24 protein-coding genes and 2 riboswitches are annotated in these 24,580 nt (G+C 67.4%); of the genes, 9 read left to right on the top strand and 15 right to left on the bottom strand.

Translation table 11 applies throughout. The features are described from left to right. Positions 1–189: 189 nt before the first annotated feature. The 7 genes from CK505_RS08220 to CK505_RS08200 all read right to left on the bottom strand — a co-directional run bounded on the left by CK505_RS08220 (position 190) and on the right by CK505_RS08200 (position 5,590). A complete protein-coding gene (locus CK505_RS08220; RefSeq protein ID WP_062737404.1) occupies positions 190–1,155 on the bottom strand; it encodes a cytochrome c oxidase assembly protein in 966 nt (321 codons plus the stop codon). Between the two features lie 286 nt (positions 1,156–1,441). Continuing rightward, positions 1,442–2,125, bottom strand: a complete 684-nt coding sequence (locus CK505_RS08215) for a DUF305 domain-containing protein (RefSeq protein ID WP_062737386.1) — start codon at positions 2,123–2,125, stop codon at positions 1,442–1,444. Further along, positions 2,122–2,769, bottom strand: a complete 648-nt coding sequence (locus tag CK505_RS08210; RefSeq protein ID WP_062737385.1) for a DUF3105 domain-containing protein — start codon at positions 2,767–2,769, stop codon at positions 2,122–2,124. Before CK505_RS08210 ends, CK505_RS08215 begins: the two co-directional genes overlap by 4 nt. Before the next feature lie 736 nt (positions 2,770–3,505). Next, positions 3,506–4,165, bottom strand: coding sequence for a C40 family peptidase (locus CK505_RS08205; protein WP_062737384.1), 660 nt, complete (start codon positions 4,163–4,165; stop codon positions 3,506–3,508). Positions 4,166–4,170: 5 nt separating this feature from the next. Continuing rightward, positions 4,171–4,361: riboswitch (cyclic di-AMP (ydaO/yuaA leader) on the bottom strand. A gap of 545 nt (positions 4,362–4,906) precedes the next feature. Continuing rightward, positions 4,907–5,071, bottom strand: coding sequence for a hypothetical protein (locus CK505_RS18425; protein ID WP_154676752.1), 165 nt, complete (start codon positions 5,069–5,071; stop codon positions 4,907–4,909). Positions 5,072–5,186: 115 nt separating this feature from the next. Further along, positions 5,187–5,315 (bottom strand): hypothetical protein, encoded by a 129-nt coding sequence (locus tag CK505_RS18840; protein ID WP_255219702.1) that lies wholly within the window; start codon positions 5,313–5,315, stop codon positions 5,187–5,189. After that, positions 5,312–5,590 (bottom strand): hypothetical protein, encoded by a 279-nt coding sequence (locus tag CK505_RS08200; RefSeq protein ID WP_062737383.1) that lies wholly within the window; start codon positions 5,588–5,590, stop codon positions 5,312–5,314. The genes CK505_RS18840 and CK505_RS08200 overlap by 4 nt, the downstream gene beginning before the upstream one ends. Before the next feature lie 606 nt (positions 5,591–6,196). Between CK505_RS08200 and CK505_RS08195 the strand changes: the two genes are divergently transcribed. Together CK505_RS08195 and CK505_RS08190 are read left to right on the top strand one after the other, a co-directional pair. Further along, on the top strand, positions 6,197–6,631 hold the full coding sequence (locus CK505_RS08195) for a hypothetical protein (protein WP_062737382.1): 435 nt from the start codon (positions 6,197–6,199) through the stop codon (positions 6,629–6,631). Between the two features lie 480 nt (positions 6,632–7,111). Then, positions 7,112–7,915, top strand: a complete 804-nt coding sequence (locus tag CK505_RS08190; RefSeq protein ID WP_062737381.1) for a WecB/TagA/CpsF family glycosyltransferase — start codon at positions 7,112–7,114, stop codon at positions 7,913–7,915. A gap of 78 nt (positions 7,916–7,993) precedes the next feature. Here the strand turns inward: CK505_RS08190 and CK505_RS08185 are convergent, their stop codons facing one another. The 4 genes from CK505_RS08185 to CK505_RS08170 all read right to left on the bottom strand — a co-directional run bounded on the left by CK505_RS08185 (position 7,994) and on the right by CK505_RS08170 (position 13,003). After that, positions 7,994–9,013 (bottom strand): SURF1 family protein, encoded by a 1,020-nt coding sequence (locus CK505_RS08185; RefSeq protein WP_062737380.1) that lies wholly within the window; start codon positions 9,011–9,013, stop codon positions 7,994–7,996. Positions 9,014–9,258: 245 nt separating this feature from the next. After that, on the bottom strand, positions 9,259–9,870 hold the full coding sequence (locus CK505_RS08180; RefSeq protein ID WP_095650766.1) for a copper resistance CopC family protein: 612 nt from the start codon (positions 9,868–9,870) through the stop codon (positions 9,259–9,261). Between the two features lie 142 nt (positions 9,871–10,012). Then, entirely contained in the window at positions 10,013–10,660 is a 648-nt protein-coding gene (locus CK505_RS08175; protein WP_095650765.1) for a hypothetical protein, read from the bottom strand. 183 nt (positions 10,661–10,843) lie between these two features. Then, entirely contained in the window at positions 10,844–13,003 is a 2,160-nt protein-coding gene (locus CK505_RS08170) for a cytochrome c oxidase assembly protein (protein WP_095650764.1), read from the bottom strand. Positions 13,004–13,901: 898 nt separating this feature from the next. On the opposite strand from CK505_RS08170, the gene CK505_RS18420 reads away from it, so the two are divergent. From CK505_RS18420 to CK505_RS08160, 3 genes are all read left to right on the top strand, one after another. Further along, on the top strand, positions 13,902–14,051 hold the full coding sequence (locus CK505_RS18420) for a hypothetical protein (protein ID WP_176475312.1): 150 nt from the start codon (positions 13,902–13,904) through the stop codon (positions 14,049–14,051). 198 nt (positions 14,052–14,249) lie between these two features. Beyond that, on the top strand, positions 14,250–14,801 hold the full coding sequence (locus tag CK505_RS08165; RefSeq protein WP_035930799.1) for a hypothetical protein: 552 nt from the start codon (positions 14,250–14,252) through the stop codon (positions 14,799–14,801). 559 nt (positions 14,802–15,360) lie between these two features. Then, the gene (locus tag CK505_RS08160) at positions 15,361–15,906 is read left to right on the top strand and encodes a DUF3093 domain-containing protein (RefSeq protein WP_251356330.1); all 546 of its coding nucleotides are present in this window, start codon (positions 15,361–15,363) and stop codon (positions 15,904–15,906) included. Between the two features lie 38 nt (positions 15,907–15,944). Here the strand turns inward: CK505_RS08160 and CK505_RS08155 are convergent, their stop codons facing one another. The 4 genes from CK505_RS08155 to ctaD form a co-directional block, all read right to left on the bottom strand. Continuing rightward, positions 15,945–16,634 (bottom strand): metal-dependent transcriptional regulator, encoded by a 690-nt coding sequence (locus CK505_RS08155; RefSeq protein WP_095650763.1) that lies wholly within the window; start codon positions 16,632–16,634, stop codon positions 15,945–15,947. A gap of 44 nt (positions 16,635–16,678) precedes the next feature. Then, positions 16,679–17,893, bottom strand: a complete 1,215-nt coding sequence (locus CK505_RS08150) for an Nramp family divalent metal transporter (RefSeq protein WP_095650762.1) — start codon at positions 17,891–17,893, stop codon at positions 16,679–16,681. A gap of 260 nt (positions 17,894–18,153) precedes the next feature. Next, positions 18,154–18,786, bottom strand: coding sequence for an isoprenylcysteine carboxylmethyltransferase family protein (locus CK505_RS08145; protein ID WP_062737370.1), 633 nt, complete (start codon positions 18,784–18,786; stop codon positions 18,154–18,156). Positions 18,787–19,207: 421 nt separating this feature from the next. Then, on the bottom strand, positions 19,208–20,923 hold the full coding sequence (gene ctaD, locus CK505_RS08140; RefSeq protein ID WP_062737369.1) for a cytochrome c oxidase subunit I: 1,716 nt from the start codon (positions 20,921–20,923) through the stop codon (positions 19,208–19,210). Positions 20,924–21,316: 393 nt separating this feature from the next. Continuing rightward, positions 21,317–21,509, top strand: a riboswitch (cyclic di-AMP (ydaO/yuaA leader). A gap of 2 nt (positions 21,510–21,511) precedes the next feature. Between ctaD and CK505_RS08135 the strand changes: the two genes are divergently transcribed. The 4 genes from CK505_RS08135 to CK505_RS08120 all read left to right on the top strand — a co-directional run bounded on the left by CK505_RS08135 (position 21,512) and on the right by CK505_RS08120 (position 24,576). After that, positions 21,512–22,129, top strand: coding sequence for a C40 family peptidase (locus tag CK505_RS08135; protein ID WP_062737368.1), 618 nt, complete (start codon positions 21,512–21,514; stop codon positions 22,127–22,129). A 430-nt stretch (positions 22,130–22,559) separates the two neighbouring features. Beyond that, positions 22,560–22,928: a helix-turn-helix transcriptional regulator gene (locus CK505_RS08130; RefSeq protein ID WP_062737367.1), complete on the top strand. Its 369-nt coding sequence runs from the start codon at positions 22,560–22,562 to the stop codon at positions 22,926–22,928. Then, a complete protein-coding gene (locus tag CK505_RS08125) occupies positions 22,925–23,839 on the top strand; it encodes a cation diffusion facilitator family transporter (protein WP_062737366.1) in 915 nt (304 codons plus the stop codon). Before CK505_RS08130 ends, CK505_RS08125 begins: the two co-directional genes overlap by 4 nt. 53 nt (positions 23,840–23,892) lie before the next feature. Next, entirely contained in the window at positions 23,893–24,576 is a 684-nt protein-coding gene (locus CK505_RS08120) for a thioredoxin domain-containing protein (RefSeq protein WP_062737365.1), read from the top strand. Positions 24,577–24,580 lie beyond the last annotated feature (4 nt).

The raw sequence follows: 24,580 nt of genomic DNA, 5'->3' as shown, positions 1-24,580 counted from the left end.
AGGCCGAGAACTGGCCGAGATGGTCGGCGCCCGGGTCTTCCACACCCTGGACGGCCTCTCCTGGTCCCATAGGACCCTGCAGGCCACCGGCAGGCCACGCACCTGGGAACGGTTGGGGGCGGCGGGTCGTGTCGGCGTCCCTGGCCGTCCCAGCCGGCTTCCGGTGACGTCAGCCGGTCCACATAGGGGTTAGCGGTCCTCGGTGCGCTGCTGCAACTGATCCAGGTAGGCGTTGTAAGCATCCAAATCCGGGGTGCCTCTGACGGCGGCCTCGGCCTCTTCGCGGGCGGCGTTGCGCGCATCCTCGCGGTGCCACTGGCTCATGATGAACAGCAGAATCAGCACGGACGGCAATTCACCGTAGGACCAGGCCAACGAGCCGGCCAGGACCTGGTCGGCCATCGGGTCAAGGTTCCAGCTGCCTGGCGGGGTGGCGAAAAACTCCACGACGGGTAGCGGAGCCATCATGACGATGACGCCGAAGAAGGCGTGCAACGGCATCTCGGGGACGATGTCGGCCAAGCGACTGCCGTAGGTTTGTTTGGCCGGCAACGGGTCGGCCGACAGCAACGGGATCGTGAACAGGATCCCGGAGGCCAAGAACAGCAGTTCCAGCCCGATGTGGCCGTACCAGGTGGGCAGCAACCGGTCGTCAAGTCCGCTGAGATACACCCCGTAGAAACTGACCAGGAACAACGGAACCAAGAAGGCAGGATGGATGGCGAGCCTGCCCCACCTCGAACGCAACCCCCACAGGGCCAGGCGCAGCACCACGGCGCCGGGCCCGCGATGGGGTGCAGCCCGCAGCAGCAAAGTGCCCGGGCTGCCCAGGACCAGCAGCGCGGGAACGAACATCATCAAAGTCAGCTGCTGGAACATGAACACGGAGAACATGCGCAACCCGTAGCCTTCAATTCCCGCGCCCATGATGACCGCTGTGACCGCGCACCCGGCGAAGAAGCACAGGGTCCGCCACACCGGCCACCGCCGGCGTGCCCTCCACAGCCGGGCCGCTCCGACCAAATACAACACAGCCAGCACCAGCGCGATGGCCGGGATGAGTGGAATTGGTTGCAACGTGGGGGCCAGGAAGTTCTCCAAGCTCGGCGGCTCGGACGGGACCCAGACCGGCCCGGCCATGTTGCGGTCAACCATGGTCACGGAAAGCATCGACTGCCATGAGGACATTTTTGCATGCCACAGAACGGTCCCGAGGTCCGGATCGGGCCCTGAGCCCAGGACCGGTCCAGGAGGGACGGGCCTGCCACGCCGGCCTCTCCCCGGACCTGCCCGCGATATTGGGGATCGGGGCCGAAGAGCCCCGGTGGATTCCGGTCCCCGGCGCACAGCTGGGCCGAGCATGGGAACCGGTTCACGTCTGGGCCCGTCAGCTTTTGCGCGGACCCGGCCACGGGTGCTGATCCTGGCGTGCGAACGGAGATCATGATGGGTTGCGGCGCTTCTCCAACAGGTCCTCCATGTACTTGATCTCCGAGGTCTGGCTGGTGGCGATCGATTGCGCCAGAGAGGTCACCACGGGGTTGTCAGTGTGCTCCAGGATGGCTTGGGCCATGGCTGCTCCGGCTTGGTGGTGGGGGATCATCAACTCGAGGTAGAGCCGTTCGGCCTCCTGGCCTTGGGCGTCCTCCAGCTCGGCCAGCTGCTCGGCGGTGGCCATGCCCGGCATTCGCGCGTCCGGACCAGGGCTCGTGGAGTCCATGCCGGGCATGGATGTGTGGTTCTGGTCGCCGTCGTCCATCCAGGCCATGGCCGGTTGGGATGAGGCCTGGGGCAATCCCCACACGGAGAGCCAGCCGTACATCTGCCCGGCCTGTTGTTGCTGGGTGCGGGAGATGTCGTATGCCAACCGGCGGATCTCCGGGTCTTCCGTACGGTCACGGACCAAGGAACTCATTTCCACCGCCTGCAGGTGATGGGTTTGCATGTCGCGGGCGAACCCGGCTTCCGGGCTGCCCTCCGCCGGGGTGGACGACGTCGGAGCGCTCAGCTGCCCCACCGCCCAGCCGGCCGCCACCAACAGCACGGCCGCCAGCACCAGCAGGACCCACCGTCCCCGGTGCCCTGCCGAGCTCCTGGAGGCGGCGCCGGTGGTGCTGGTGCTCATGCGACCCGGCTGGGGGCATCGATGCCGCCGGTGCAGGATGCCCCGGGCTCCGGGGCGTCGGGGGACTGCCAGTACTTGGTCACGAACTGCTCCAGGCGCTCATCTTCCGGGGAGTCCAGGGCGACCTGAGCCCCCCACGCCGAGATCATGATGGGGGCGCCCAGGTCCTCGTAGGGGGAGAGCACCACGTAGGTGTCCGGGACGGCCTGGCGTAACTCAGCCACCTGGTCCTCGGACAGGGCGGAGGGGTCGTAGGCGGCCCACACGGCCCCGTGCTCCAAGGCGTGCACGGCGTTCTCCTCGGGCACCGGCTCGGTGTAGACCCCGCAGTTGAGCCAGTCACTGGCGTGGTCCCCGCCCACCGGGGGGGACTGCTCGTAGTCCACCGCGGTCTCCACGTGGGAGTTGCCGAGGCCCTCGTAGGTCTGCAGCCCGGCGATCTCGATGTCCTCCCGCGCCTGGGGCGGGGGATCGTTGATCACCGCCACCGTCACCAGGGCCCCGACCGCCGCGACAGCCGTCACCGCGCCCGCGCCCGCCAGGAGCCGCCGCCTGCGGGTGGCCCGGGCATCGGCCGCCCAGTGCTGATCCAGCAGCGCAGCACGTTGCTGCCGCGCCCGCTCCGGGTCCGTACCGCCAGCCATGCGTCCTCCTTGAAAGGCCCAAAAAGGGTCTTGCTCCTCATGAACGGGCAGGACAGTAGCTCACTGCGCTGAGCCTTTCCTGCAAGGCCTTCTTCGGAAGATCGTCCACCATCCACTCCTGGACATGTCGGCGAGTGTGCATCCTCGAGCGCAGGAGAGGCGCGTCCTCGGTGGCTAACGGCGACGACGCAGAAGATCCAGGCCTGGGGCGGGATGTGAGGACCGGGTGCGCACTCCTTGCTGGTCGTTCAAAGAGGACGCACCCGGAGTATGTGATGCCTGAACCGGCTCAGCGTAGGCAAACCTGGACCGGCCCGGAGCCGACGTTGACGCTGTCGAGGACCGCCTGGTGGCCGTTCCGGCCGCCGTGCACGGCCTCGCCGCCGCCGGGATGGACCCCGATGTGGGCGCCCCCGGGGAGCAGTCGACGAGGACATCGGTCTGGGTCTGGACGGTGGAGACGCGGGCGCCGGACTCAAGTGGTCGGCCGGTTAGCCGCGGAAACTGGTTCAGGCCGCGCCCAGCGCATCACTCACCGCCCCAGTGCAGGCCTGATCCCGGACGGTGTCACCGAAACGACCGATGTCCGACGGGGGTGCTTTCGGAGAGGAGCACTCCCGCAGCAGGTGAAGGGCGCAGCAGGTGCGCGTGAGGTAGAGGCGGTCCGGCCCCGGGTGAGAGCGGTCCGGGGATCTGCTGCGGTGACCATGTGGGGCACCGCAGCAGCGAGTCCGGCTCAGCGGTAGGTGTAGTACCCGTCGACGGGCATGGCGTTGACGGAGTGGACGAAGGTGCCCTGGGTCGGGTTCAACGCAGAGACCATCTTGCCGCCACCGATGTAGATGCCGATGTGGTTGCCACCGTTCTGGGACACCAGGTCACCGGGCTGCGGGGTGGCGGTCGGGGTGGCCGCGGCGATCTGCTGGGAGCTGGTGCGGGGGATGTCGATGCCGTTCTGGGCGTAGACCCAGCCGGTGAATCCGGAGCAGTCCCAGGCCCCGAAGGAGGTCCCGCCCCAGACGTAGCCGGTGCCCACACCCTGCATGGCCGTGCCCACGATGCCGCCGGCGGCCGGGGCGAGTTCGGTGGTGGCGGTGGACTGCGGGCTCACGCTCGAGGTGGCGGCGCTCTGCTGCGGGGCCGGGGCCTGGTCGGCGGGGGCGGCGGGCTGCGCGGCGACCGGGGCCTGGTAGGTGTAGGAGGCCAGATCGGCCATCGCCGAGGCCGGAGCCGCATAGGAGGACCCGGAGGCGGCGGGGATCTCGGCGTAGGCCTGGGCCGGAGCGATGGAGCCCACCAGTGCTGCGCCGGCGGCGGCGACGACGGTGGTGGTGCGCACGGCGCGCGAGGAGGTCTCGGCGCGGTGGCGGGCAGTGTTCTGCGTGAAAAGCGACATGGGTGGATTCCTCCCTTTGCCTACGAGGTGAGCTGTCGGATGCGGGTGGGAGACACCCGGCCGCAGAACGCACGCGCTCTGCACGGCTTAACCCCAAGGCCCCGGTACACCGGGACCGGTAATGGTTCCCCCGCTTCTGCCAAGCGATTTCTCTTCAGGAACCCCGGGCACCGGCAGAACTCGGCGATGTGCCACGGGGGCGCCAAGAAGATCAGCTCTCGGCACGCGGAGGACGATACAGGGCCCACCCCCTAATGTCACGTTTTGGTCACGGCCGCTGATCGGGTGGTCGCCTTGGTTGCCGAGGGTGCTCAGCACCGTGTTCCCGACCCAGCGGAGCTTCGTTTCGAGCGGGAACGTCAGGGTGTTCACCGTTAGCGGGGGCGTGGCCGGGGAGAGTCCCTGGTGGGCCCGAAGATGCACACCCTCGGCACGCCTGCGGCGGCCTGTCAGCACTGGGAGACCGCCGGTGGCTGCGGTGGGCGGTTTACGCGCGTAGGGTAAGAAAAGCGATCGAGGCTCTCGGGCGGTGGCTTCGGAGAATATCGGGAGGATAAATTCAGCGCGCACTCATATCTGCCGTAATCCGCCATCCGCCATCCGAACGAAGCACATTTCTTCATCGAATCTTCATGCCTTCAGCGTGTAGAGGAAGAACGGGCACGCTCAAGGGCAGGACAGGAATCGATGTGTTCGCCGGCAGGTGATTCGACTGCATGGCCTTAGGGGCACGCCCGGGGGTCAGTGTTCAGACGGCATCGACACGGCCGCCTCCAAGACGTTGATTCCGTTTGCGGCAACGGGAAATCCGGAGGATGCTTCGTCTGCTGCTTCCTCGATACTGCCGGTATATCCGGGCAGGACCAGGGCGCACCCCAGGACGAGGGCGGTGCTGGTGCGCTTCACAGGGGGCCTCCAACCGGCGGGGCGAGCGGGCAACGGCATCGGCCGCTCGAGACGCCAACAAGATATCCGCCTCGCCGTGGCGACGCCTGCCATGCCCTTGCGAAATGACCGCCTCCTACCCGAGGGGGTGGTCGTTGCGGTCCATCTGCCAGTCGGCCAGGTCCACGGAGACCGCCGCGGCGGCGCCGGCCCACAGAGAGAAGTCGAGCCATTTCCCGCTGAGCTGGAACCGGTCGTCGCTCACGGTCGGTCCTGCCCGGCGGGCCCGCCTTGGCCGAGCGGGACGGTGTCCTTCCAGAAGCCCTGGGCGCGGAGGAACCTCTCGAGGTTCTCGCGGTGGTCGGGGCACGCCAGCCAGCTCTTGCGGTGGTGTGGGGTGTGGATGCGCGGGTTGTTCCAGCGGATCCGCCACGCAGCGTCCGCGCCGCAGCCCTTGCGGGAGCACTGCAAGTTGTCGGGTCCGGCCGGTGGTGCCGCGGATCCGTGCGGGGACAGCGATCTGAGCCGGTCGGTCTCCACGGCGGTCGTGCTCCTCAGGGTACTCGGGCAGGCTCACCGGACAGCCCCGCGTCAGGCTCAGGCCGCGCCGCGGCGCCGGGAGGTGTCGTCCTCGACAGTAGCGGAGGAAGCCGGGTTCCCGCTGGGAGCAACCGTGCTCCCAGGGCCTGATGTCGCGGTCTGCGGGGCTCTCGTTGCGGTGTCTTTCCGTCGTCGCCGTGACCGGTGATGGACTCACCCGCCAACACGGGGTGAAGTGACCCCCCGTCATCAGGACACCCACGGCAGTGTGGCCCCTGCTCAGCGTAGGATTCCCGCTTTGACTTCGAAGTCGTTTGTATAGTTTTCCTCAAGATGGCGTGAAGATTCCCCATAACTTGCCCTCTGGTAGCTGTACGGGCTGTTCTTCCGGACCGGTGAGGGCATAGTTTGCGAGTGAGAACACCCCGTTCTCATCACCCCGTGCACGGGCGTTAGGGTGCCCCAGTCTTTGCTCCCCTTAGGCTGGGGCACCCGTCGATAATGTGGAGAAGCGACGTAGCCCGGACCGAAGAATCCGACGGATCCGAGACTGGCTCGCGGGCCCTCAATTGGTAATCCGAGGGCAAGACCCCCGACCCCTCTCCGGTGAGCATCATCATCCCGGTGCTCTCGCTGGTCATCATGCCGGTGCTGGTCGCGGTCAAGAAGAAGGCCGGCACGGCCCTGGGGGACGACCTGATCCTGGCTGGTGCCGCCGAGACCGGGATTTGCGCGCTGCTGTCCGTCTCCACTCTGACTGGGCTGATCCTCTTCCCGCTGACCGGCGCGGCGTGGGTAGACCCGGTGGCCGGGCTTATCCTCTTCGCCTTCGCCCTCCCCGAGGGCAAGGAGTCCGGGGCGAGCTTGTCGAGAGCGACGACGAGGACGAGGACGAGGACTGATCGACATCCCGTTCCACCACGCTGGTCACGATCACCACGCAACGCTGAGGGGCCTTGTGTCTGGCAGGGCCCTCAGCTGTCCCCGGCGGGGTTGCGCATCCAGGACACAACACCCACTGCCTTACATGTGGTGGATTAGCGGTTGGGCTTCGCCGAGGCCCTGTGGAGCAGGCGAGCAGGGCAAGGGGTACTGCACCTGGGTGGGAGAGACGTGGATACGTCTACCACGATGGGTTTGATGGTTTTCACCGTCATGCTCCTCCAGCGCTGTCAGCACTGGCTCGACGAGACCGCCCAACGCGACCTCACAGCGCCTTGACGCCAATAGAGCATCCACTCTGCAGGGCGCAACCTCGCTGGATGCACGGAGGCATATCAATGCAAATAGGTACATATTGGGGGACGGCGCAACCCGGAAGTGGGGGCACACCGGGAGGCCCGTCGTTGCTAACGTGAATGTTGGCGGGTATTCGGGGGAATACGGGCTGGTGTCCCCGAATGCTGCGCCCACGGGATCGTGTCCCATGCGCCAATCAGGATCTGGGAGTCCCACGGCGGTGGGCGAACGTGCCGACCAACAATCGATGAGGCAGCAACTGCCGAGCCAGTGGGGGAACACATGCTTAAGTACCAGACTCAGACGGACAAGCGGGGCGAGATCGAGATCCCGGTCAGCGGCATCCGGGTGACACCGATGGACACCAATGAGCTGCACCGGTGGATTGCGGCCACCTGGGAGGAGCGGCGCAAGACCGTGATTCTCGGCCACAATCTGCACAGTCTCTACACGTGGGAGGTCAACCCGACGTTCCGCGCTTTCTACGACAAGGCCGACGTGGTGCTGACGGATGGCTTTCCCATCCTGAAAATGGCCAAGTGGTGCTCCGGGCGGCCGCTCAGCGCCAGGCGCCACCGTATCGGCACCATGGATTGGTTGCCCGGCCTGATCCGGAGCACCCCCGTGCGGCGCGTGGCCGTCATTGGCGCGAGCCCCGAAAGCAACGCCGCCACGGTTGCTCTCCTCCGTGCGGGGGACCCCGAGCGCACGGTCGAGGGCTGGCCCGGCGAAGGGTGGAACCTCGCACTCGAGGACCGCATCGTCGGAACCCTCCAGGAGTTCCGGCCGGACTTCGTCATCGTGGGCCTGGGGATGCCGCTGCAGGAGGAGTTCCTGAGCCGGCACTGGGAGGAGTTGCCCACGGCGATCTATGCGGCCGTCGGCGGGGTGATCGACCAGTACTCCGGGATCCAGAAATCGGCTCCGCGCTGGCTCGGGCCCCTGGGCCTGGAATGGGCCTACCGGCTGGCCACCCAGCCGCGGCGGCTGGGCCACCGGTACCTCGTCGAACCGTGGATCCTCGCCTATCTCCTGGCGGCCAAGGCTGTCCGGCAGGGCACCAGAGGGGCGGACGCCAGTTCCTGAGCCGGCCGTGAGCGGTGAGCGGAGACTGTCCGTCCCGGCCCACCGTCTCGTGTCGGAGTGCATCAACAACGCTGCGGGTCAGTGCAATTCGTCCGCGGACCGGAGCGGGACCCGGCTCCCGCTCCGGTCCGCGGCCGACGCCTCCAGGGCGTCCAGCATCGCGTCCTCCTCGTCCTCACAGGTGGGGCGGGAGCGCCGGCGCTGCGGCCGGGGGCGCATGAGCGACCTGAGGTGGGCGGGCATGTCGTCGGCCATCTCGAGCTGGCGGACGACGAGCTCCTCGTCGCCCTCGCCGATGTAGTTGCCGTCCTCGTCGTAGAACCGTGCGAGCCGGCGCTCCATCTCCTGGGCGAACTGGCGGTCCCAGGCGTCGTTGCGGGCCTGCTGGCGGGCGGCGTAGCCCCAGGCCACGAAGAACAGCGCCGCGAACGCGTACCACTGCAACGAGTAGGACAGGTGCGGCCCGGAGTCGGTCTCCGGCTCCGGAGCCGGCGCGGGGGCCGCCGCGGGGGCCGGGTCCTCGGCGAAGACCTCGCCGTAGGCCGCCGTCCCGTTCGGCCGGTCCCAGCGCTCGCGCAGCTCCTCGAGGTCGATCGAGGCGATCTGGCCCGCGGGGGCGCCGCGGCTGACGGCCGGCTCCCCGGGCTGGAGCCGGGCGGTGACCGTGACCCGGCCGGCGGGCGGGGTCGGCACCTCGTCCGGCATCCCGTTGGCCGCCTCGCCCGTGGGGATCCAGCCGCGGTCGAGGACCACGACGTCCCCGTCCTGCGTGCGGAACGGGACGAGGACCTCGTAGCCGACGCGGCCGTCCTGCGGCCTGTTGCGGACCAGCACCTGGTCCTGGGGCAGGTACTCGCCCGTGAGCTCGACCGGGCGCCAGGTGAGGGAAGGGTCGTGGGCGGCGAACTGCTCGACGGCGGCCGCACCGGCCAGGGGCTCGGCGCGGTAGTTCTGCGTGATCTTGGCGTTCTCACCGACCAGGTGGTCGTTGCGGTCCATCTGCCAGCCGCCCAGGTACACCGAGACCACGGCGGCGGCGCAGGCGAGGAGGAAGAAGCCCAGCCACTTGCCGCTGAGTAGGAAACGGTAGGTGCCCATGTCAGAGCCCACCATCGGCCCGGCAGCCCTGGCAGAAGAGTGGCGGGGAGCCCGGCCCCACCGGGAGGAGAGCTGCGGCGCCGCGCGGTGACAGCGATACGAGTAGGTCGAACTTCACAGCGGTCGTGCTCCTCAGAGTGCGCCGTCGGGCTGACCGGACGGTCGGCGGCGGCCCCAGGAGCACGGCTGTCGCCGCACTCCTGGGGCCTGTGCTGTAGAGCATCTGCCGGCCCGGCGTGGGGGAATCAGTTCTTGCGGCGGCGACGGGACATCAAGCCCAGTAGCCCGATCACGGCCAGGGCCAGCACCACCACGGTGGCGCCGACGGCCCATCCGGAGAAGCTTCCGGAATTCTCCTGTACGGCCGCGTCCTGGGCTTGGGCGGAGCTGTCCGAGCTGTCGGCGCCCTCACCGGTCGGGGTCTCGGTCGGGGTGGTGCTGAGGGTGGGGGCCGGGGTGGTGATGTCCACACTGTCACCCACCTCGTAGGTGTAGGTGCCTTCGATGGGGTGGCCGTCGCTGGAGACCACCCGCCAGACCACCTGGTAGGTCCCGTCTTGGGCGCCGGTGTCGGCCAGGGGCTGGATCACCTGGGAGCCGTCGCGCTCGAGCGGGCCTTCGGTCACGGACTGCCCCTCGGAATCGGTCACCAGCACCTGGTGGCCGATATCCATGATCTCCCCGCTGTAGGTGAGTTCGATCTCCTCGGGGGCGGTTTCCAGCACGGCGTCCTGCTCGGGGGAGGTGCTCAGCACTTCGTCGTGGGCGGCGGCGGGGGCCAGCCCCAGGGCGGTCAGGGCGCCTACCGCGCCCAGGGTGGCGGCGGTACGGCGCAGGGCAGAAGTAGTGGTCAGCATGGCGCAGGATTCCCTTCGGAGGGCAAGAAATGTGTGGGTCAGACAGAGCCGCCGAGCCCGTTGCCGGGGTGGCGGCGCGTACGTCGTCGAGTCGGTCTTGCCCGCCCACGGCCACTGCCGGCCCCGATCTGGGGCACCGTGTTCAGCAGGTGGACAGCCGGGCGAGCCCGGTCGAGAGCGGAAGACTCCGACGACGGGCTGCCGGTGGTCCGCGGTGGGATCGCACCGGACGCAGCAACGACTGATCCGTCAGCGTGTGCGGGCGCCCCTGTGGCACAGGCCGGGGCCGGTGCACCACGACGGGAACGGACAGGACCCGCCACAGCTGGCGGACGCGCAACCGCAGGGTGTCCAACAGCGCCACGACGGCCTTTTCGCCGTGGCGCAGAAACCCGTATGTGCCCGCCGCGGCCAGCAAGTGGAAAGCCAGCATGTCGAGGCCTCCGTGCACCCCGTGAGCCTGCGGCTGAAGTATGAGGAGCGGACCCCCGAGAGGGTCGGCCCCCACGGTGTGGTGGGGCGCGCCACCCACGGCGGCCACGGGTCCGGCGACGGTGAAGAGCCAATGAAAAACGCCCTGGCTGATGGCCACGCCGACGAGCAACGAACAGCGGGAAAGGACCCGGCCGGCCAAAGCCATGCAGACCGGCCCGGACAGTGCCAGGGACAGCAGCACCAACAATGCCGGAGGGACCTCCCCGCCAGCGGCCAGGTGCGAGGCAGCGGCGAAGGCGGTGGCAATCGCCGCCCCGGCCCACCCGCGGGCCAGGCGGCGCGTCCGTGCGCTCACGCCTCCACCCCCTCAGCTCATCAGTTGGTCGACCTGGCGGTCCCATTATGTGGCCGCCCTGGACGGCCCCACCAAATCGACAGATCCTGGAGATGGGCATCGGCCGGGTCTGGACCGCAGTGCATTTGACGCCCTCAGTCGCCAGGGTGCCGTAAAGACCGCGGCTTCCTGCAGGATCCTGGCTCAGGGGCGTCTCGTGTTCTCGTCCCGCTCGGCGAGTCCGGCCATCATCGCGTTGTAGGCCTTGAGCTCGGCGTCGTCGGTGCGGTCCGCCTGGCGGTCCACGCGACGGTTTTCCTTCTTGCCTTCGATCGCCCACATGATCGCCACGACCACGGCAACGACGACGGTGGGGAACTCCCCGATCCCCCACATCAGGGCCCCGCCGAACTGCTGGTCCTCGATCGGGCTGCGGCCCCAATCCCGGCCCATGTTCGCGAACCACCACGCCTGCAGCAGGGTGTCGGAGCCCATCAGGGCCACCCCGACGAAGGCGTGGTAGACCATCGTGGCCAGCAGCAGAATCAGGCGCATCATGTGGCCGGGGCGGTACGGGATCGGGTCGATGCCGATCAGCACGAGCATGAACAGGTACCCGGTGATCAAGAAGTGGGTGATCATGAACACGTGCCCCACGTGGTACTGCAGGGTGAACCCGAACAGTGGCGTGAAGTAGAAGATGACGATCGAGGCCGCGAAGTTCACCCCGGCGAAGATCGGGTGCGTCACGATCTTGGAGAACGTGGAGTGCACCAGGGCCAGGATCCACTCGCGCGGCCCGCGGGTACCGTCCTGGCGGGGCTCCAGGGCCTTGAGCACCAGCGTCACCGGCGCACCCAGGACCAGGAAGATCGGCACCACCATCGTCAACATCATGTGCTCGACCATGTGCGCGGAGAACAGCACCAGGCCGTAGACGGCGACCCCACCGGAGGTGACGTAGAACAGCACCGCCAGCCCGATCAGCCAGGAGAGGCTGCGCAGCACCGACCAGGAGTCCCCGCGCCGGCGGACCTGCACGAACGCCCACAGGTAGAGGGCGGCGAGGAAGACCACTACCGCCAACCAGAGCGGGTCCACCCGCCAGGTGGTGAACCAGGCGGCGGCGGTGGGCTGGGGAGGCAGTGGGTACCAGGTGAGGATCTCGGCCGGGGTGGCATCCGGGGCGATCTCCTCGGGCACCGGTGGGGCGGTGCGGGACAGGGCTACGGCCACGCCCATGACCGCACCCATGACCAGTACCTCCCCGGCCACCAGTTGCCACACGGCACGCGTGGCGGTGAGGCGGCCGGCCTGCAGGGCCGGGATCAGCCACCGGCGGTGAGCCACCCCCGCCAGACCCAGCCCCAGGGTCAGGGCGGCCTTGAGCAGCACCAGCTGCCCGTACGGGCTGAACAGCTGTTCCCAGGATCCGATGCGCACCGCCGCATTGATGGTCCCGGAAAGAAACACCAAGAAGAAAGCGCCGAAGGCCACCGTGGAGAAGCGCCGCAGCACCACGGCGGCTATCGGCACCTGACGTCGAGCACCAGCGCCGCGGCCGGCCCCTGCTGGCAGGCTGCCGGTGCCGGCATCCGATCCGCTCAGCTGCGGGGAGAGCCAGGCGAGCACCACCAGCCCGCCGGTCCACAGACACACGCCCAGCAGGTGCAGGCCCAAGGAGTTCACCGCACCCATGTGATCCGTGCCTCCGGAGGCGTGACCGGTCAGGGCCATCGCCACCAAAGCCGTGCACGCCAGGCCGAAGGTGAGCAACAGCCCCATCAGGGCCCGGACGCCGAAGACCAGGGTGGTGACCACGGCAGCGGCCACCACGGTCGCCGCCTGCGCCTGCCCCAGGGAAAGATCCGTGGCGTAGTACAACAGCTGCTGCGCGTAGGCCTCGTCCCCACCCACCGGCACCCCCGCCACATCGGAATAGGACAGCACCAGCACCGCGACGGCAGTCACCGTCCACACCACCGACGCCACCTCGGCCAGACCCATCGTGGCCGTGAACAGGGGGTGCTCCGCCTCCTGGCCCCCGTTGCGCCCGTCTGCGCGGCGGCGGAACCCACCACGTGTTTTCGGCACGACCCCCAGAGCGAAGAGCAGGGAACCCAGCACCACGACCAAGGCGCTGTTGTGCACCACCTCGACCACGGGCAGACCCCAGCGCACCAACGCCCCCGGGTCAGCCGCCAGACGAGCGGCCCCCGAGCCGCTGTAGAACATCGCCAGAATCAACACCACCAAGGCCACCACCAAGGCAACAACGAGCTGCCACGGCCTCACCTGGTGACCGCCCCGCCTGCCCAGCCCGGGGTGCGCCTGCCCGGTGTGCTCGGGCGTTCTCGTGCTCATGAGCTGATCTCCTTCACCCGCCGCTGCAGAAGGGGAGGCGGGTTGCCTCCATTGTCCCTGCCGGGCACCCCACACCAGCCCCACAGGATCGGCTCTGCCCCTCAGCAGGTCTCAGTGACGGCCTTCTGGGCTGCGCCGGGAATCTCGCCGCCCCGTACGCAGTGTCTGGGTGGCTCGGATATCGGCGGGTGACCAGCAAATTTTCCAAGTACTGGATCTCGGACGGCTGGCCGGTAACGATCGACTGAGCCAAGGAGGTCACAGCAGGACCCTCCGTGCACCCCGGGATGGCGGCAGCCCCGCCGGGGCCGGCCCGGTGGTGGGAATCCTCAACTACAGGTCCCCTCTTCCGGCCTCTGCCCTCTCAGCGTCCTCGAGGTCGGCGAGCTGCTGGGGGATGCCCAGCATCGCCGCAACGTTTGGTGGGGCGACCAGGGTGAATCCGGGAGGCCGACCGTGGCCGCCGCCCTCGTCCAGCCATGCCAGGACCGGCTGGGTCGACACCGACGGTCATCCCCACACCGAAAGCCACCCGCCCGTGGGCCTGGCCTGTTGGTGGTGGGTGTCGGCCATAACGGACTGGGCACGCAAGAAGGGCGTGCCCATCCACGAAAGGATGGTTCACGCCCTCAGCCCCGGAGCTCTCCGCCGCGCACAGTCTGCACTGCGCACAGCGGTTTCCGCAGTGCCCCCGAGCTCCTGACATCGCCCCAGGCGGGGAGCAATGTCCATCTAGATACTTCCCGGTCCTTGGCGGGACCAACGCCAGTCTTGCCCTTCTATTTTACTTCTCCCTCCTGATCGCGAGCTAGGGTCATGCCCCTAACGGTTTGAACCAGCTCGTGCTAAACCCGGCAGATTGTCGACACACGGGTCTTCCGAGCTCAAGGGGACTCGCATGACTCGACAGGACGTCGTCCGCCAGCGTCAGGCCACCCGCCGCCTGGCGGTGCTGCGCCAGGGGGAGGTCTGGTCGGACGGAGTTCTGGACAACCCCGCACCGGACCCACGGGTCTCACACCGCGTCGGCTACCTGGTGGGTCAGTAAGTTTCGTCGCGCCGTACGGCAGGCCTTCGGATTGGCTCGTGTGCACCCCTGGGTGTACCGGGGAAATCCACCTCCGGGTGGACGTTGCGCAACGACCTGGCCGACATGCTTTAGATGTCGGCCCACCAAGAATTAGCCCCCACATCGGGGGCAGGGACTCTGGCACACTCAATCCCCGCATCTCGCCAGGAGATCAAAATGTCTTCCACTCCCGCATCGTCCACGCCTACCGCCAATCTCAGCAGCCGGCGGTTCTTCTCCAAGGCTATTTTGTCCATGGCCTCGCTCACCTTGGCCGCAGGCGGCCTCGCCACCCTCGGTGCACCGGCCCAAGCCGCGGCCACACCGACCACCCAGGTGCAGTCCGCCGCGGTGGAGACCCAGGGTCAACAGCAGCAGAAGGGCTGTGATGTGGATGCTTACAAGCCGCATTACAAGAAGTATCAGGGGAAGCATTACGCCGCGTTCCCCTTCAAGGTGAAGTGCGACAAGGGCTACACCAAGGTGCAGGTGAAGCAGTACTACTACGCCGAGGACAAGCACGGTAATTCCCATGAGCACGGCAGCGACTACTACCAGTACAGCTTCAACCACCACGGCGGTGAAACCTGGGGCGGGGGACAGTGGCGCCACGTCAATCACCACCAGGACAAGAAGGTGTACCACGTGGTCAAGTACCGCTACTGGGACGGTCATGGTTGGTCGGACTGGTACAAGGATGTGAGCCACAAGACCAGCCTCGGGCACTGATCGGGCTCTGGTGGGGGCCAGCCGGCTCGCGGCTGGCCCTCACTCTTCGACCGCGGCGAGGGCCTTCTCCGCACACCGCCGTAGCGGATCACGGCGCCCCGCAGCATCCCGTCTTGCACTACTCGCGAAAACTAGTTCTGGGGCGACGGAACCAGGACTGAACCGTGCGGGTCTCGGGGGTCGAACTCCTTGGGCAGCGGCACGGTTCCGTCCCCTCCACGTAGAGGGTGTCCTTCGCGCCGTCGCGAAGATGGCGGGAGGGAAGCTTTGCCGTTACGGGTGAGGGCTGAAGCCCACGGGATGGAGGGGCAGGAGGGGAGCCACCCTGTCGGACCCCTTTTCACAGCCGATTTCCAGGGACCAGGCCGTCCTGGGTGAGGTGTTAGATCAGGTACTCCACTCTGCCAACCACGGATGCCGGTTGGTGACCATCGCCTGCGCTACGGAGCACACGGTTGGACTGTCCGATCAGCCAAGGAGCCTCAGCGTGCACTGGGTCTGCGCTCTGCGATGGCGGACCAGCCGGTCCGCCGGATCGCTGTCATGAGAAGATTGGAGCATGTCATACCCTGCGACGCTCGGCGCCTTTCCGCCCAATGAATCCCGCGGCGCCCAGGGGACGTCGCCGGACGGACTTGTCGAGGACCCTCCCGCGAAGGTCGACCCGAAAACGGTCTTGTACGAGGAGAGATTGTCTGCCGCGTGGTGGATGTGGTTGCTCGTGCTCTTCGCGGGTCTGGTGGGTCTGATCGCCCTGGCTCCGATCAATATGTGGGTCGGGGCGGCGGTGGGGGCTGTGGTCGCCGGCGGCACTGCCGTGGCGTTGATTGCCTCGAGCACCGGGATCGTGATCACTGGGGAGTCGTTGCAGGTGGGGCGCGCTCGTATTGAGCGCCGATTCGTGGGTGAGGCTGAAGCGTTTCGCGGCAGCGCCGTGCAACGGGTGCGCGGCCCTGAACTGGACGCCCGCGCTTACATGAACTTCCGCGTTTCCGTGGGCCCGGTGGTGCGTATCCAGATCATCGATCCCGTGGACCCCACCCCGTATTGGTTGACCTCGACCCGTCATCCGGAGCGCATCGTCGAGGTGCTCTCCGCCGGCTGAGCTCGGAACCCGTCGGGGGATTCTCCGGTGACCAGCTCTCAGAGGCTCCGCTGAGTGTTGAGGGTGGGGGTCACCCAGATGGCTTCGGCTTCCGTCGGTGCCAGCTTGATCGCGGTGTGGTGATACTCCGGTACACCGGTCGTTCCGCTGGCTTCCTGGGCGATGACACGAAAAGCCCCACCCGGCACGAGGCCGCAGTCGCGGAACCGGGTGAGGCGTTGTGGGTCGGCATCGGAAAGACGAATGATCTCGTATCCTCCCGGCTTCGCCTCAGTGAGTCGAGTGGTATTGAGCGGGCGGCGGGTGCGCCCCTGCGCGGTGGGGATCGGGTCTCCGTGCGGGTCGGCCGTGGGGCGACCCAGCTGGGCGTCGATGCGTTCGATCATGGCGTCGGAGGCGGCATGCTCGAGACGTTCGGCCTCGTCATGGACCTCCTCCCACGGATACCCCAGCGTGGTGGCCAGGAAGGTCTCCAGCAACCGGTGCCGGCGCACCATCGCCACCGCGTACGCGCGCCCCTGAGGGGTGAGGGTGACGGGTTTGTAGGGCTGGTACTCGACGAGCCCCTGGCCGGCCAATCGTTTGACCGTGTCGGTGACGTTGGGGGCAGAGGTCCCCATCCGTGTCGCCAAGGCTGTGGTGGTGATTGGCGGGTCGCCCCATTCGGTGGCCGACCAGATCGCCTTGAGATAGTCCTGGGCGACCGGGGTGATCTCACTCAAGTCCATAGGACCCACGCTATCGAGTGCCGCACCGGAGCTGCCGGGCCCATTCAATCGGCTCCGGTGACGGTCAGGATGATCAGCGCCACGTTCAACGACACGATCAGGGCCACGACCACCCAGGCGGCGACGGTCAGAGCCACCTTGTTCACGAAGACCCCCATCAGGGCGCGGTTGCTGCTCAGCCGCACTAACGGGATCAGAGCGAAAGGGATGCCCAGGCTCAGCAGCACCTGGGACAGCACCAGCGCCCAGGTCGGATCCACTCCGACCGCGATGATGGCCAAGGCGGGGATCAAGGTGATCAGCCGACGGACGAACACCGGGATGCGCAGGTGCAGCAAACCGCCCATGATTGCCGACCCGGCGTAGGAGCCCACCGAGGTCGAGGCCAGCCCGGAGGCCAGCAACCCGATGCCGAAGGCGATCCCGACGGCCGGGCCCAGGGCGGCGGTGATCGCCGCATGGGCTCCTTCGATGCTGTCGGTGCCGGGCACCCCGGCGAGGTTGCCCGCGGCCAGCAGCAGCATCGCGATGTTCACCGACCCGGCCACGAGCAGGGACAGCAGCACGTCCCACCGGGTGGCGGTCAACAGCCGGGGCAAGGCCTCGGTGGGCACGGAGTGCCCGTGGCGGTCCCGGGCCAGGGCGGAGTGGGCGTAGATGGCGTGGGGCATCACGGTGGCCCCGAGCATGCTCGCGGCCAGCAGCACCGTCGGGGTGCCCTCGAACCGCGGGACGATCCCGGCGACGGCCTCACCCCAGGACACGGGGCCGAAGAACAGGCCGGTGACGAAACCGGCGGTGACGATCGCCAGCAGACCGGTCACGACGAACTCGAAGAACCGGGGGCCGCGGTGGGTCTGGAGGACCAGCAGCAGCATCGAGATCACCCCGACGATCACGCCCCCGGCCAGCAGAGGGATCCCGAAGAGGATGTGCAGGGCGATCGCCCCACCGATCACCTCGGCCAGATCCGTGGCCGCGGCCACCAGCTCGGCCTGGACCCAGTAGGCCAGTCGCCGGCCCCGGGGCAGACGGTCGCCCAACAACTCGGGCAGACTCGATCCGGTGACCAGCCCGACCTTGGCCGAAAGGTATTGGATGAGGACCGCCATGCCGTTGGCGGCCACCAGCACCCACACCAGCAAGTACCCGTACTGGGCGCCGGCGGTGAGGTTCGCCGCAACGTTGCCCGGGTCCACGTAGGCGACCGCGGCCACGAAGGCCGGGCCCAGTAACCACGGCAGCGGCTGCCGGCGCACCCACCGCTCCCCGGGGGAAGAGGTGGCAGTGCGTGTGGAGCCGGTGCGCCCCGTCCCGATCCTCATAGAAAGTTAACCTATACGAACTTTTCGCTGCGGGGAACCGGAAGCCTGACTGCCGGGCACGCTCATGATTTCCCGGGCTTCGCCTCCACGAAAGGTGGATGGCATCGACGGCCGATCACAGTGGCGCGGAACGTCAGAGGTGCGGGCTTCCCGGAGCGGGTGAACTGCCGGCCAGTGGCGGTGGCACGACACGCTCAGGATCTCGGCTTACCCGGGGTTGCGCGGCGGAGCCGGCCGAGGCCGGGCACGAACCGGCCGGTGGCTGCGGCATAGGAGGCGTATACCTGTCGGTGGGTGCGCAGCAGGTAAGGCTCTTCGACGAGACGGACCTGTAGCTCGACGGCCACCAGCAGGCACAGCAGGGCTGCTGCACTGACCGCGGTGGGCACCAGAAGGGCCAGGCCGGCCATGGTGGTGAGCATCGCCGTGAAAATAGGGTTGCGCACCACGGCGAAAGCCCCGGTGGTGACCAGTTCTGTCCGTTCGGTGGCGTCGACGCCCACCCGCCAGGAGGCGCCCATGCCGGCCTGGGCGGCCAGTACACCGAAGAACCCCACGATGGTGATGAACGCCCCGGCCCAGGTGAAAGCCGCTGGTAGTCGGGGCGCGGCCACGGCGCCGGTGAGGGCGAGGACAGGCCCTGCTGCGCCGAGGACCAGAGCGATCGCGAAAAGTATTCCGCCCCACCACTCAGCAGAGCCAGGCGCCCCGCTCAACCCGCGGAAACCGGTGGACCCGGTGCGGCGCCGATGGATCCACGACCGCGCACCGAAGGCCACCGCCAGGCCGGCCAGATACAGGCTCAGCGCCAGAGCCGCGGCCATCATAGTCCTCCTCGATCAGGCTCATTCCAGCCCCCGGGCTGGCCCTGGCGAGGCGTGGAGGCATACTCAAACCACCCCCTAACAGTACACGGAAACCTGTACTTTTAGGGGGGAAGCGTGGTGACCCTTGCCCACATCTCGCCCCTGTCCCGGTGTGCCGTAGCGCAACTTCACCACCGGCGTTGGGCAGATGTCCCTGGATGAGTGGCGCCCGGTTCGTTTCGCCGTCGACCAGTAGAACTCGGCCGGGAGGTGAAGCGGACATGCCATCTCCCTTTTTCGGAGAAGCCCCGTGGTGTGTCGGCGACCAGCAGGAGCCTCGTCCCTTTTCGGTTGCAGGGCCAATCCGCCCCTCCCGTGCCGCAGCACTACGAGGGTTTCCCTGGCCGTCACCGCACCGATGAAGATCCTGGCAGCGAGAAAATTATTCCTTCCGCGTGGCGATGGCGGCGTCGTCGACCGGGGACTGCTGCGGGGACTCCGCGGCCAGCTCCGGGTGGTGCAGGTCCAGCGCCGGCCGCTCGGAGCGGATGCGCGGCAGCGAGGTGAAGTTGTGCCGCGGCGGCGGGCAGGACGTCGCCCACTCCAGGGATCCGCCGAAGCCCCAGGGGTCGTCGACCTCGACCTTGGTGCCGTTGCGCCAGGTGGTGTAGACGTTCCAGAACCACGGGATCATCGAGACGCCGAGGAGCATCGCCCCGACCGTGGAGATCTGGTTCATCCAGGTGAAGTTGTCCTCCGGCAGGTAGTCCGCGTAGCGCCGGGGCATCCCTGAGACCCCGAGCCAGTGCTGGATCAGGAAGGTCATGTGGAAGCCGAGGAACAGCAGCCAGAAGTGGATCTTGCCGATCCGCTCGTTGAGCATCTTGCCGGTGAACTTGGGCCACCAGAAGTAGAAGCCGGCGAACATGCCGAACACCACGGTGCCGAAGATGACGTAGTGGAAGTGGGCGACCACGAAGTAGGAGTCATTGAGGTGGAAGTCCAGCGGCGGGGCAGCGAGGATCACCCCGGTCAGGCCGCCGAAGAGGAAGGTGAACATGAACCCCAGGACCCACAGCATGGGGGTCTCGAAGGTGATCGAGCCCTGCCACATCGTGCCGATCCAGTTGAAGAACTTCACCCCGGTGGGTACGGCGATCATCATGGTCATGAACGCGAAGAAGCTCAAGAACACGGCTCCGGTCACGTACATGTGGTGGGCCCACACGGTCACCGACAGCGCGGCGATGGTGATGGTCGCGAACACGAGGCCCTTGTAGCCGAACAGCGGCTTGCGGGAGAACACCGGGATGATCTCGGAGACGATGCCGAAGAACGGCAGCGCCAGGATGTAGACCTCGGGGTGGCCGAAGAACCAGAAGAGGTGCTGCCACAGCACCGCCCCGCCGTTGGCCGGGTCGAAGATGTGCCCACCCAGGGTCCGGTCCATGCCGAGGGCGAACAGTGCAGCGGTGAAAGGCGGGAACGCCATGATCACGAGCAGCGAGGTGATGAGCGTGTTCCAGGTGAACAGGCCCATCCGCCACACGGTCATGCCGGGGGCGCGCATCGCGATGATCGTGGTGATGAAGTTGACCGCGCCCATGATCGTGCCGAAACCGGACAAAATCAGGCCGAACACCCACAGGTCACCACCGGAGCCTGGGGTGAAAGAAGCGTTGCTCAGCGGTGCGTAGGCGTACCAGCCGAAGGAGGCCGCGCCCTGCGGGGTGAGGAAGCCGGCGGTCGCGATCAGCGAGCCGAACAGGAAGAACCAGAACGCCAGGGCGTTGAGCCGCGGGAAGGCGACGTCGGGGGCGCCGATCTGCAGGGGGACGATGACGTTGGCGAAGCCGACGAACAGCGGGGTGCCGAACATCAGCAGCATCAGCGTGCCGTGCATGGTGAACAGCTGGTTGTACTGCTCCTTGGTCTCCAGGATCTGCATGCCCGGGGCGAAGAGCTCGGCGCGGATCAGCAGCGCCATGACGCCGGCGAGGCAGAAGAAGGCGAAGGAGGTGATCAGGTACATGTACCCGATCGTCTTGTGGTCGGTGGAGGTCAACCACTGCACCACCATCCGGCCTTTGGAGCGCGGCACGACCGTCGGGTGGGCTGTGCTTCGGAGCTGGTCGGCGGTGTAATCATAAATAGCCATGCGGTCTCCTCGGGCCCAAATGCCGTACGTATTCAAACGCCGATTACCGTAGCGCACATAGCTGGAGCTGCTCGGGGACGATTCTTGTACCGCCATCCGTGGAAATTTCCCTGACATCGGCCACCGAGCCTTTTAGGGCGGCACGCGTCCCCGCCACAGCGCGGTCAACGGCTCCCCGTACCGTCCGCACGCACCACAAAGGCATGTGCCGCCCGCCACGAGGCGCCATAATTTGCAGGACATTAATAGGAAAAAGTCGAGAAAAATTTACAACTTCATCAAATCTTGATTGTTTTCTTTATAGTTCCTATACATTCCCGAATGGGATTGTGATTGTTTCGTGATCTTCTTGTACTCTTCGATGCGTGCCGGCCACTGATCCTGTCGGCGCCTTCGGGCACATCGCCGAATTCTGCCGGTGCCCGAGGTTCATTACACAGAAACTGCTTGGCAGAAGCGGGGGAACCACATGCGGTCCCGATGATTCGGGTCCTAGGGGTTAAGTCGCCAGAGCATCCCGCCCTGCGACCGGGTGTCTCCCACCCGCATCCGACAGCTCACCTCGTAGGCAAAGGGAGGAGTACATCCATGGCATTCTTCAAGCACACTTCTGCTCGTCACCGCGCCGAGACCCCCTCGTGCCGGGCGCGTAACACCACCATCGCTGCTGCTGCTGGCGTGGCAATCCTTGGATCCGTGGCCCCGGCCCAGGCCTATGCGGAGCTCCCGGCTGCCCCGGCCGCCACGTCGTGGGCCCCGGCTTCGTCCTCTTTGGGGAGCCAGGGCTCCTACGTCACCCCGGCCCCGGTGGCGGCGCAGACGGCTTCGAGCGTGAGCCCGCAGTCCACCGCGATCACCGAGATCGCCCCCGCCACTGGCGGCATCGTGGGTACGGCCATGCAGGGTGTGGGCACCGGCTATGTCTGGGGCGGCACTTCCTTCGGTGCCTGGGACTGCTCTGGATTCACCGGGTGGGTCTACGCCCAGCAGGGTATCGATATTCCCCGCACCAGTTTCCAGCAGATCGCAGCCGCCACCCCGACCTCCACTCCGCAGCCCGGGGACCTGGTGTCTCAGAACGGTGGCAACCACATCGGCATCTACATCGGTGGCGGCAAGATGGTCTCTGCGCTGAACCCGACCCAGGGCACCTTCGTCCACTCCGTCAACGCCATGCCCCTCGATGGGTACTACACCTACCGCTGAGCTTCGCCCCACCAGTGGTGGCCGGTTGACGGGAGGCCTTCCGTCAGGTGCGAAGTGCTCCGAGAGGATCGTCATCGGCGACATATTTGGGGTACTTCGTGCCTGGATCGCAGAGTCGATCGGTCGCCACGGCCCGGCCGCCTTGCACCCGGTCGGGAAACGGCGCACGGGCGGGCTGCCCAGCGGAGCAGCGCAGAAAGTGATCATGGGCTCCACCCGTCTCCTGCCGGAGGCAGACAATCGCCTTCCCTCCCCGCAGGGGCATTGCGGCAACGGCCGCACGAGGTGCCGTGGTGGTTCGAGGACGGGGGCGCCGCAGTGGCGGACGGCACCCCCATCCGCCCACACCGTAGGGACACAAGCTGGACATTGCCCGAGCCTCGCTCGACCCCGCCCCTCTTTGATACAGATTCTGCTGTACGGTTGTGGCATGAGGATCTTGTCCCCGGTCGAGGTGATGTCCCGGTTCGGCAAAGCACTGGCCGATCCCACCCGGGCCGCGGTGCTGCTGCAGCTGCAGCAGGGCCCGGCGGTGCCCTCGGAACTGGCGGCCCAGATCGGGGTGAGCCGGCAGATCCTGTCCAACCACCTGGCCTGCCTGCGCGACTGCGGGCTGGTCGTGGGCGTGCCGGCCGGACGCAATGTGCGCTATGAGCTCTCGGACCCGAAGCTGGCCCACGCCCTGGAGGACCTGCTGGGCACGATTCTCACCGTCGAGGCGGTGTGCCAGTGCGGCACGCCGGAGTGCGCCGCCGAGGAGCTCGCCGGTGCGGCCAGCACCCAAGAGGTTCCGGCGTGAGCGGTGAGCACGATCACGCCCACGGTGCCACCGGGCGGCGGGGAAAGCTGGCAGTAGTCTTCGCCATCACCGCCACGATCATGGTCGCCGAGATCATCGGCGCGGTGATCTCGGGCAGCCTGGCGCTGCTGGCCGATGCCGGGCACATGTTCACCGACTCCGCCGGGCTGCTGATCGCGCTGATCGCGGCGACCCTGGCCCTGAAGCCGGCCACGGACAAACGCACCTGGGGGTACAAGCGGGCGGAGATCGTCGCCGCGGCCGCCCAGGCCTCGGTGCTGCTGGCCGTGGGCGGGTTCGTTGCCGTCGAAGGTATCCGCCGGCTGCTGGAGCCCCCGGAGGTCGAGTCTTCGGCCATGCTGTGGTTCGGGGTGATCGGGCTGGTCGGCAACATCATCGGGCTGATCATCCTGGCCTCGGGGCGGGGAGAGAACCTGAACATGAAGGCCGCCTTCCTGGAGGTCGCCAACGACGCCCTGGGCTCGGTGGCGGTCATCGTCTCCGCGATCGTCATCGCCACCACTGGGTGGACCCAGGCGGATGCGATCGTGTCCCTGCTGATCGCCGCCCTGATCGTGCCCCGGGCCCTGATTCTGCTGCGCGACACCATCGAGGTCCTGATGGAAACCACTCCCAAGGGTCTGGATCTGGATGAGGTCCGCACCCGCCTGGAGTCCCTGCCCCACGTGGTGGGGGTGCACGACCTGCACGCCTCACGCATCGACTCCGACACCCCGGTGCTCTCGGCCCACGTCACCGTCCACGACGGCTGCCTGAGCGCCGAGCACGCCGGTGTCGTGCTGGCGGATCTGCAGGCCTGTGTGGCCCGTGACTTCGACGTGGCCATCGAGCACTCCACCTTCCAGATCGAACCGGCCTCCCACCGCGGGGACGAGACTCTCCGCCACTAGAACCCCTCCACTCCCGGTATGCCCTGCTGCCTGAGACAGAACGGAAACCCCTTGTGAGCACTACCGCCAGTACGAGCGCCCCCCAGCGGAAACCCTCGAAGGCCAAGATCCTCGTGTGGATCCTCCTGGTCGCCATCGTGGCCGCCGTGGCCATCCCGATCCTCATCGCCCGTGCCAATTCCACCCCTGAAGTACCCGAAGATGTGGGGCAGCTGGTGCGAGAGAACAGCCGAGTGCTCTCGAAGGCCCCGGATGAGCAGGCGGTGCTGGTGGAGTTCCTGGACTACGAGTGCGAGGCCTGCCGGGCCGCCTACCCCTTCGTCGAAGACCTGCGGGCCGAGTACGGCGACACCGTCACCTTCGTGCACCGCTATTTCCCGTTGCCGGGTCACCGCAACTCCGTCAACGCCGCGGTGGCCGTGGAGGCCGCCGCCCAGCAGGGACAGTACGAGGCCATGTATCAGCGCATGTTCGAGACCCAGGCCGAATGGGGGGAATCGGCCGAGGACCAGAGCGCACTCTTCCGCGGCTTCGCCGAGGACCTCGGCCTGGACATGGCCGCCTTCGATGCCGCGGTGGCCGACCCGGCCACCGAAGAGCGGATCAAGCTCGATGTGGCTGACGGTGAAGCCCTGGGCGTGGCCGGGACCCCGACGTTCTACCTCGACGGAGAAGTGCTCAACCCCGAATCCCTGGAAGCCTTCCGGGCCGCTGTCGAGACCGCAGCCACCGACTGACCCG

The organism is Kocuria sp. WN036 (assembly GCF_002287015.1).
GTDB lineage: Bacteria > Actinomycetota > Actinomycetes > Actinomycetales > Micrococcaceae > Kocuria > Kocuria rosea.
Note: the sequence above shows the minus strand (reverse complement) of the source record. Positions and strands in the feature narration are given on the sequence as shown.

Excerpts from the sequence above, each read along its gene's own strand:
- CK505_RS08220 (WP_062737404.1), bottom strand. The coding sequence starts at position 1,155 with ATGGTTGACCGCAACATGGCCGGGCCGGTCTGGGTCCCGTCCGAGCCG.
- CK505_RS08215 (WP_062737386.1), bottom strand. The coding sequence starts at position 2,125 with ATGAGCACCAGCACCACCGGCGCCGCCTCCAGGAGCTCGGCAGGGCAC.
- CK505_RS08210 (WP_062737385.1), bottom strand. The coding sequence starts at position 2,769 with ATGGCTGGCGGTACGGACCCGGAGCGGGCGCGGCAGCAACGTGCTGCG.
- CK505_RS08205 (WP_062737384.1), bottom strand. The coding sequence starts at position 4,165 with ATGTCGCTTTTCACGCAGAACACTGCCCGCCACCGCGCCGAGACCTCC.
- CK505_RS08190 (WP_062737381.1), top strand. The coding sequence starts at position 7,112 with ATGCTTAAGTACCAGACTCAGACGGACAAGCGGGGCGAGATCGAGATC.
- CK505_RS08185 (WP_062737380.1), bottom strand. The coding sequence starts at position 9,013 with ATGGGCACCTACCGTTTCCTACTCAGCGGCAAGTGGCTGGGCTTCTTC.
- CK505_RS08180 (WP_095650766.1), bottom strand. The coding sequence starts at position 9,870 with ATGCTGACCACTACTTCTGCCCTGCGCCGTACCGCCGCCACCCTGGGC.
- CK505_RS08170 (WP_095650764.1), bottom strand. The coding sequence starts at position 13,003 with ATGAGCACGAGAACGCCCGAGCACACCGGGCAGGCGCACCCCGGGCTG.
- CK505_RS18420 (WP_176475312.1), top strand. The coding sequence starts at position 13,902 with ATGACTCGACAGGACGTCGTCCGCCAGCGTCAGGCCACCCGCCGCCTG.
- CK505_RS08165 (WP_035930799.1), top strand. The coding sequence starts at position 14,250 with ATGTCTTCCACTCCCGCATCGTCCACGCCTACCGCCAATCTCAGCAGC.
- CK505_RS08160 (WP_251356330.1), top strand. The coding sequence starts at position 15,361 with ATGTCATACCCTGCGACGCTCGGCGCCTTTCCGCCCAATGAATCCCGC.
- CK505_RS08155 (WP_095650763.1), bottom strand. The coding sequence starts at position 16,634 with ATGGACTTGAGTGAGATCACCCCGGTCGCCCAGGACTATCTCAAGGCG.
- CK505_RS08145 (WP_062737370.1), bottom strand. The coding sequence starts at position 18,786 with ATGATGGCCGCGGCTCTGGCGCTGAGCCTGTATCTGGCCGGCCTGGCG.
- ctaD (WP_062737369.1), bottom strand. The coding sequence starts at position 20,923 with ATGGCTATTTATGATTACACCGCCGACCAGCTCCGAAGCACAGCCCAC.
- CK505_RS08135 (WP_062737368.1), top strand. The coding sequence starts at position 21,512 with ATGGCATTCTTCAAGCACACTTCTGCTCGTCACCGCGCCGAGACCCCC.
- CK505_RS08130 (WP_062737367.1), top strand. The coding sequence starts at position 22,560 with ATGAGGATCTTGTCCCCGGTCGAGGTGATGTCCCGGTTCGGCAAAGCA.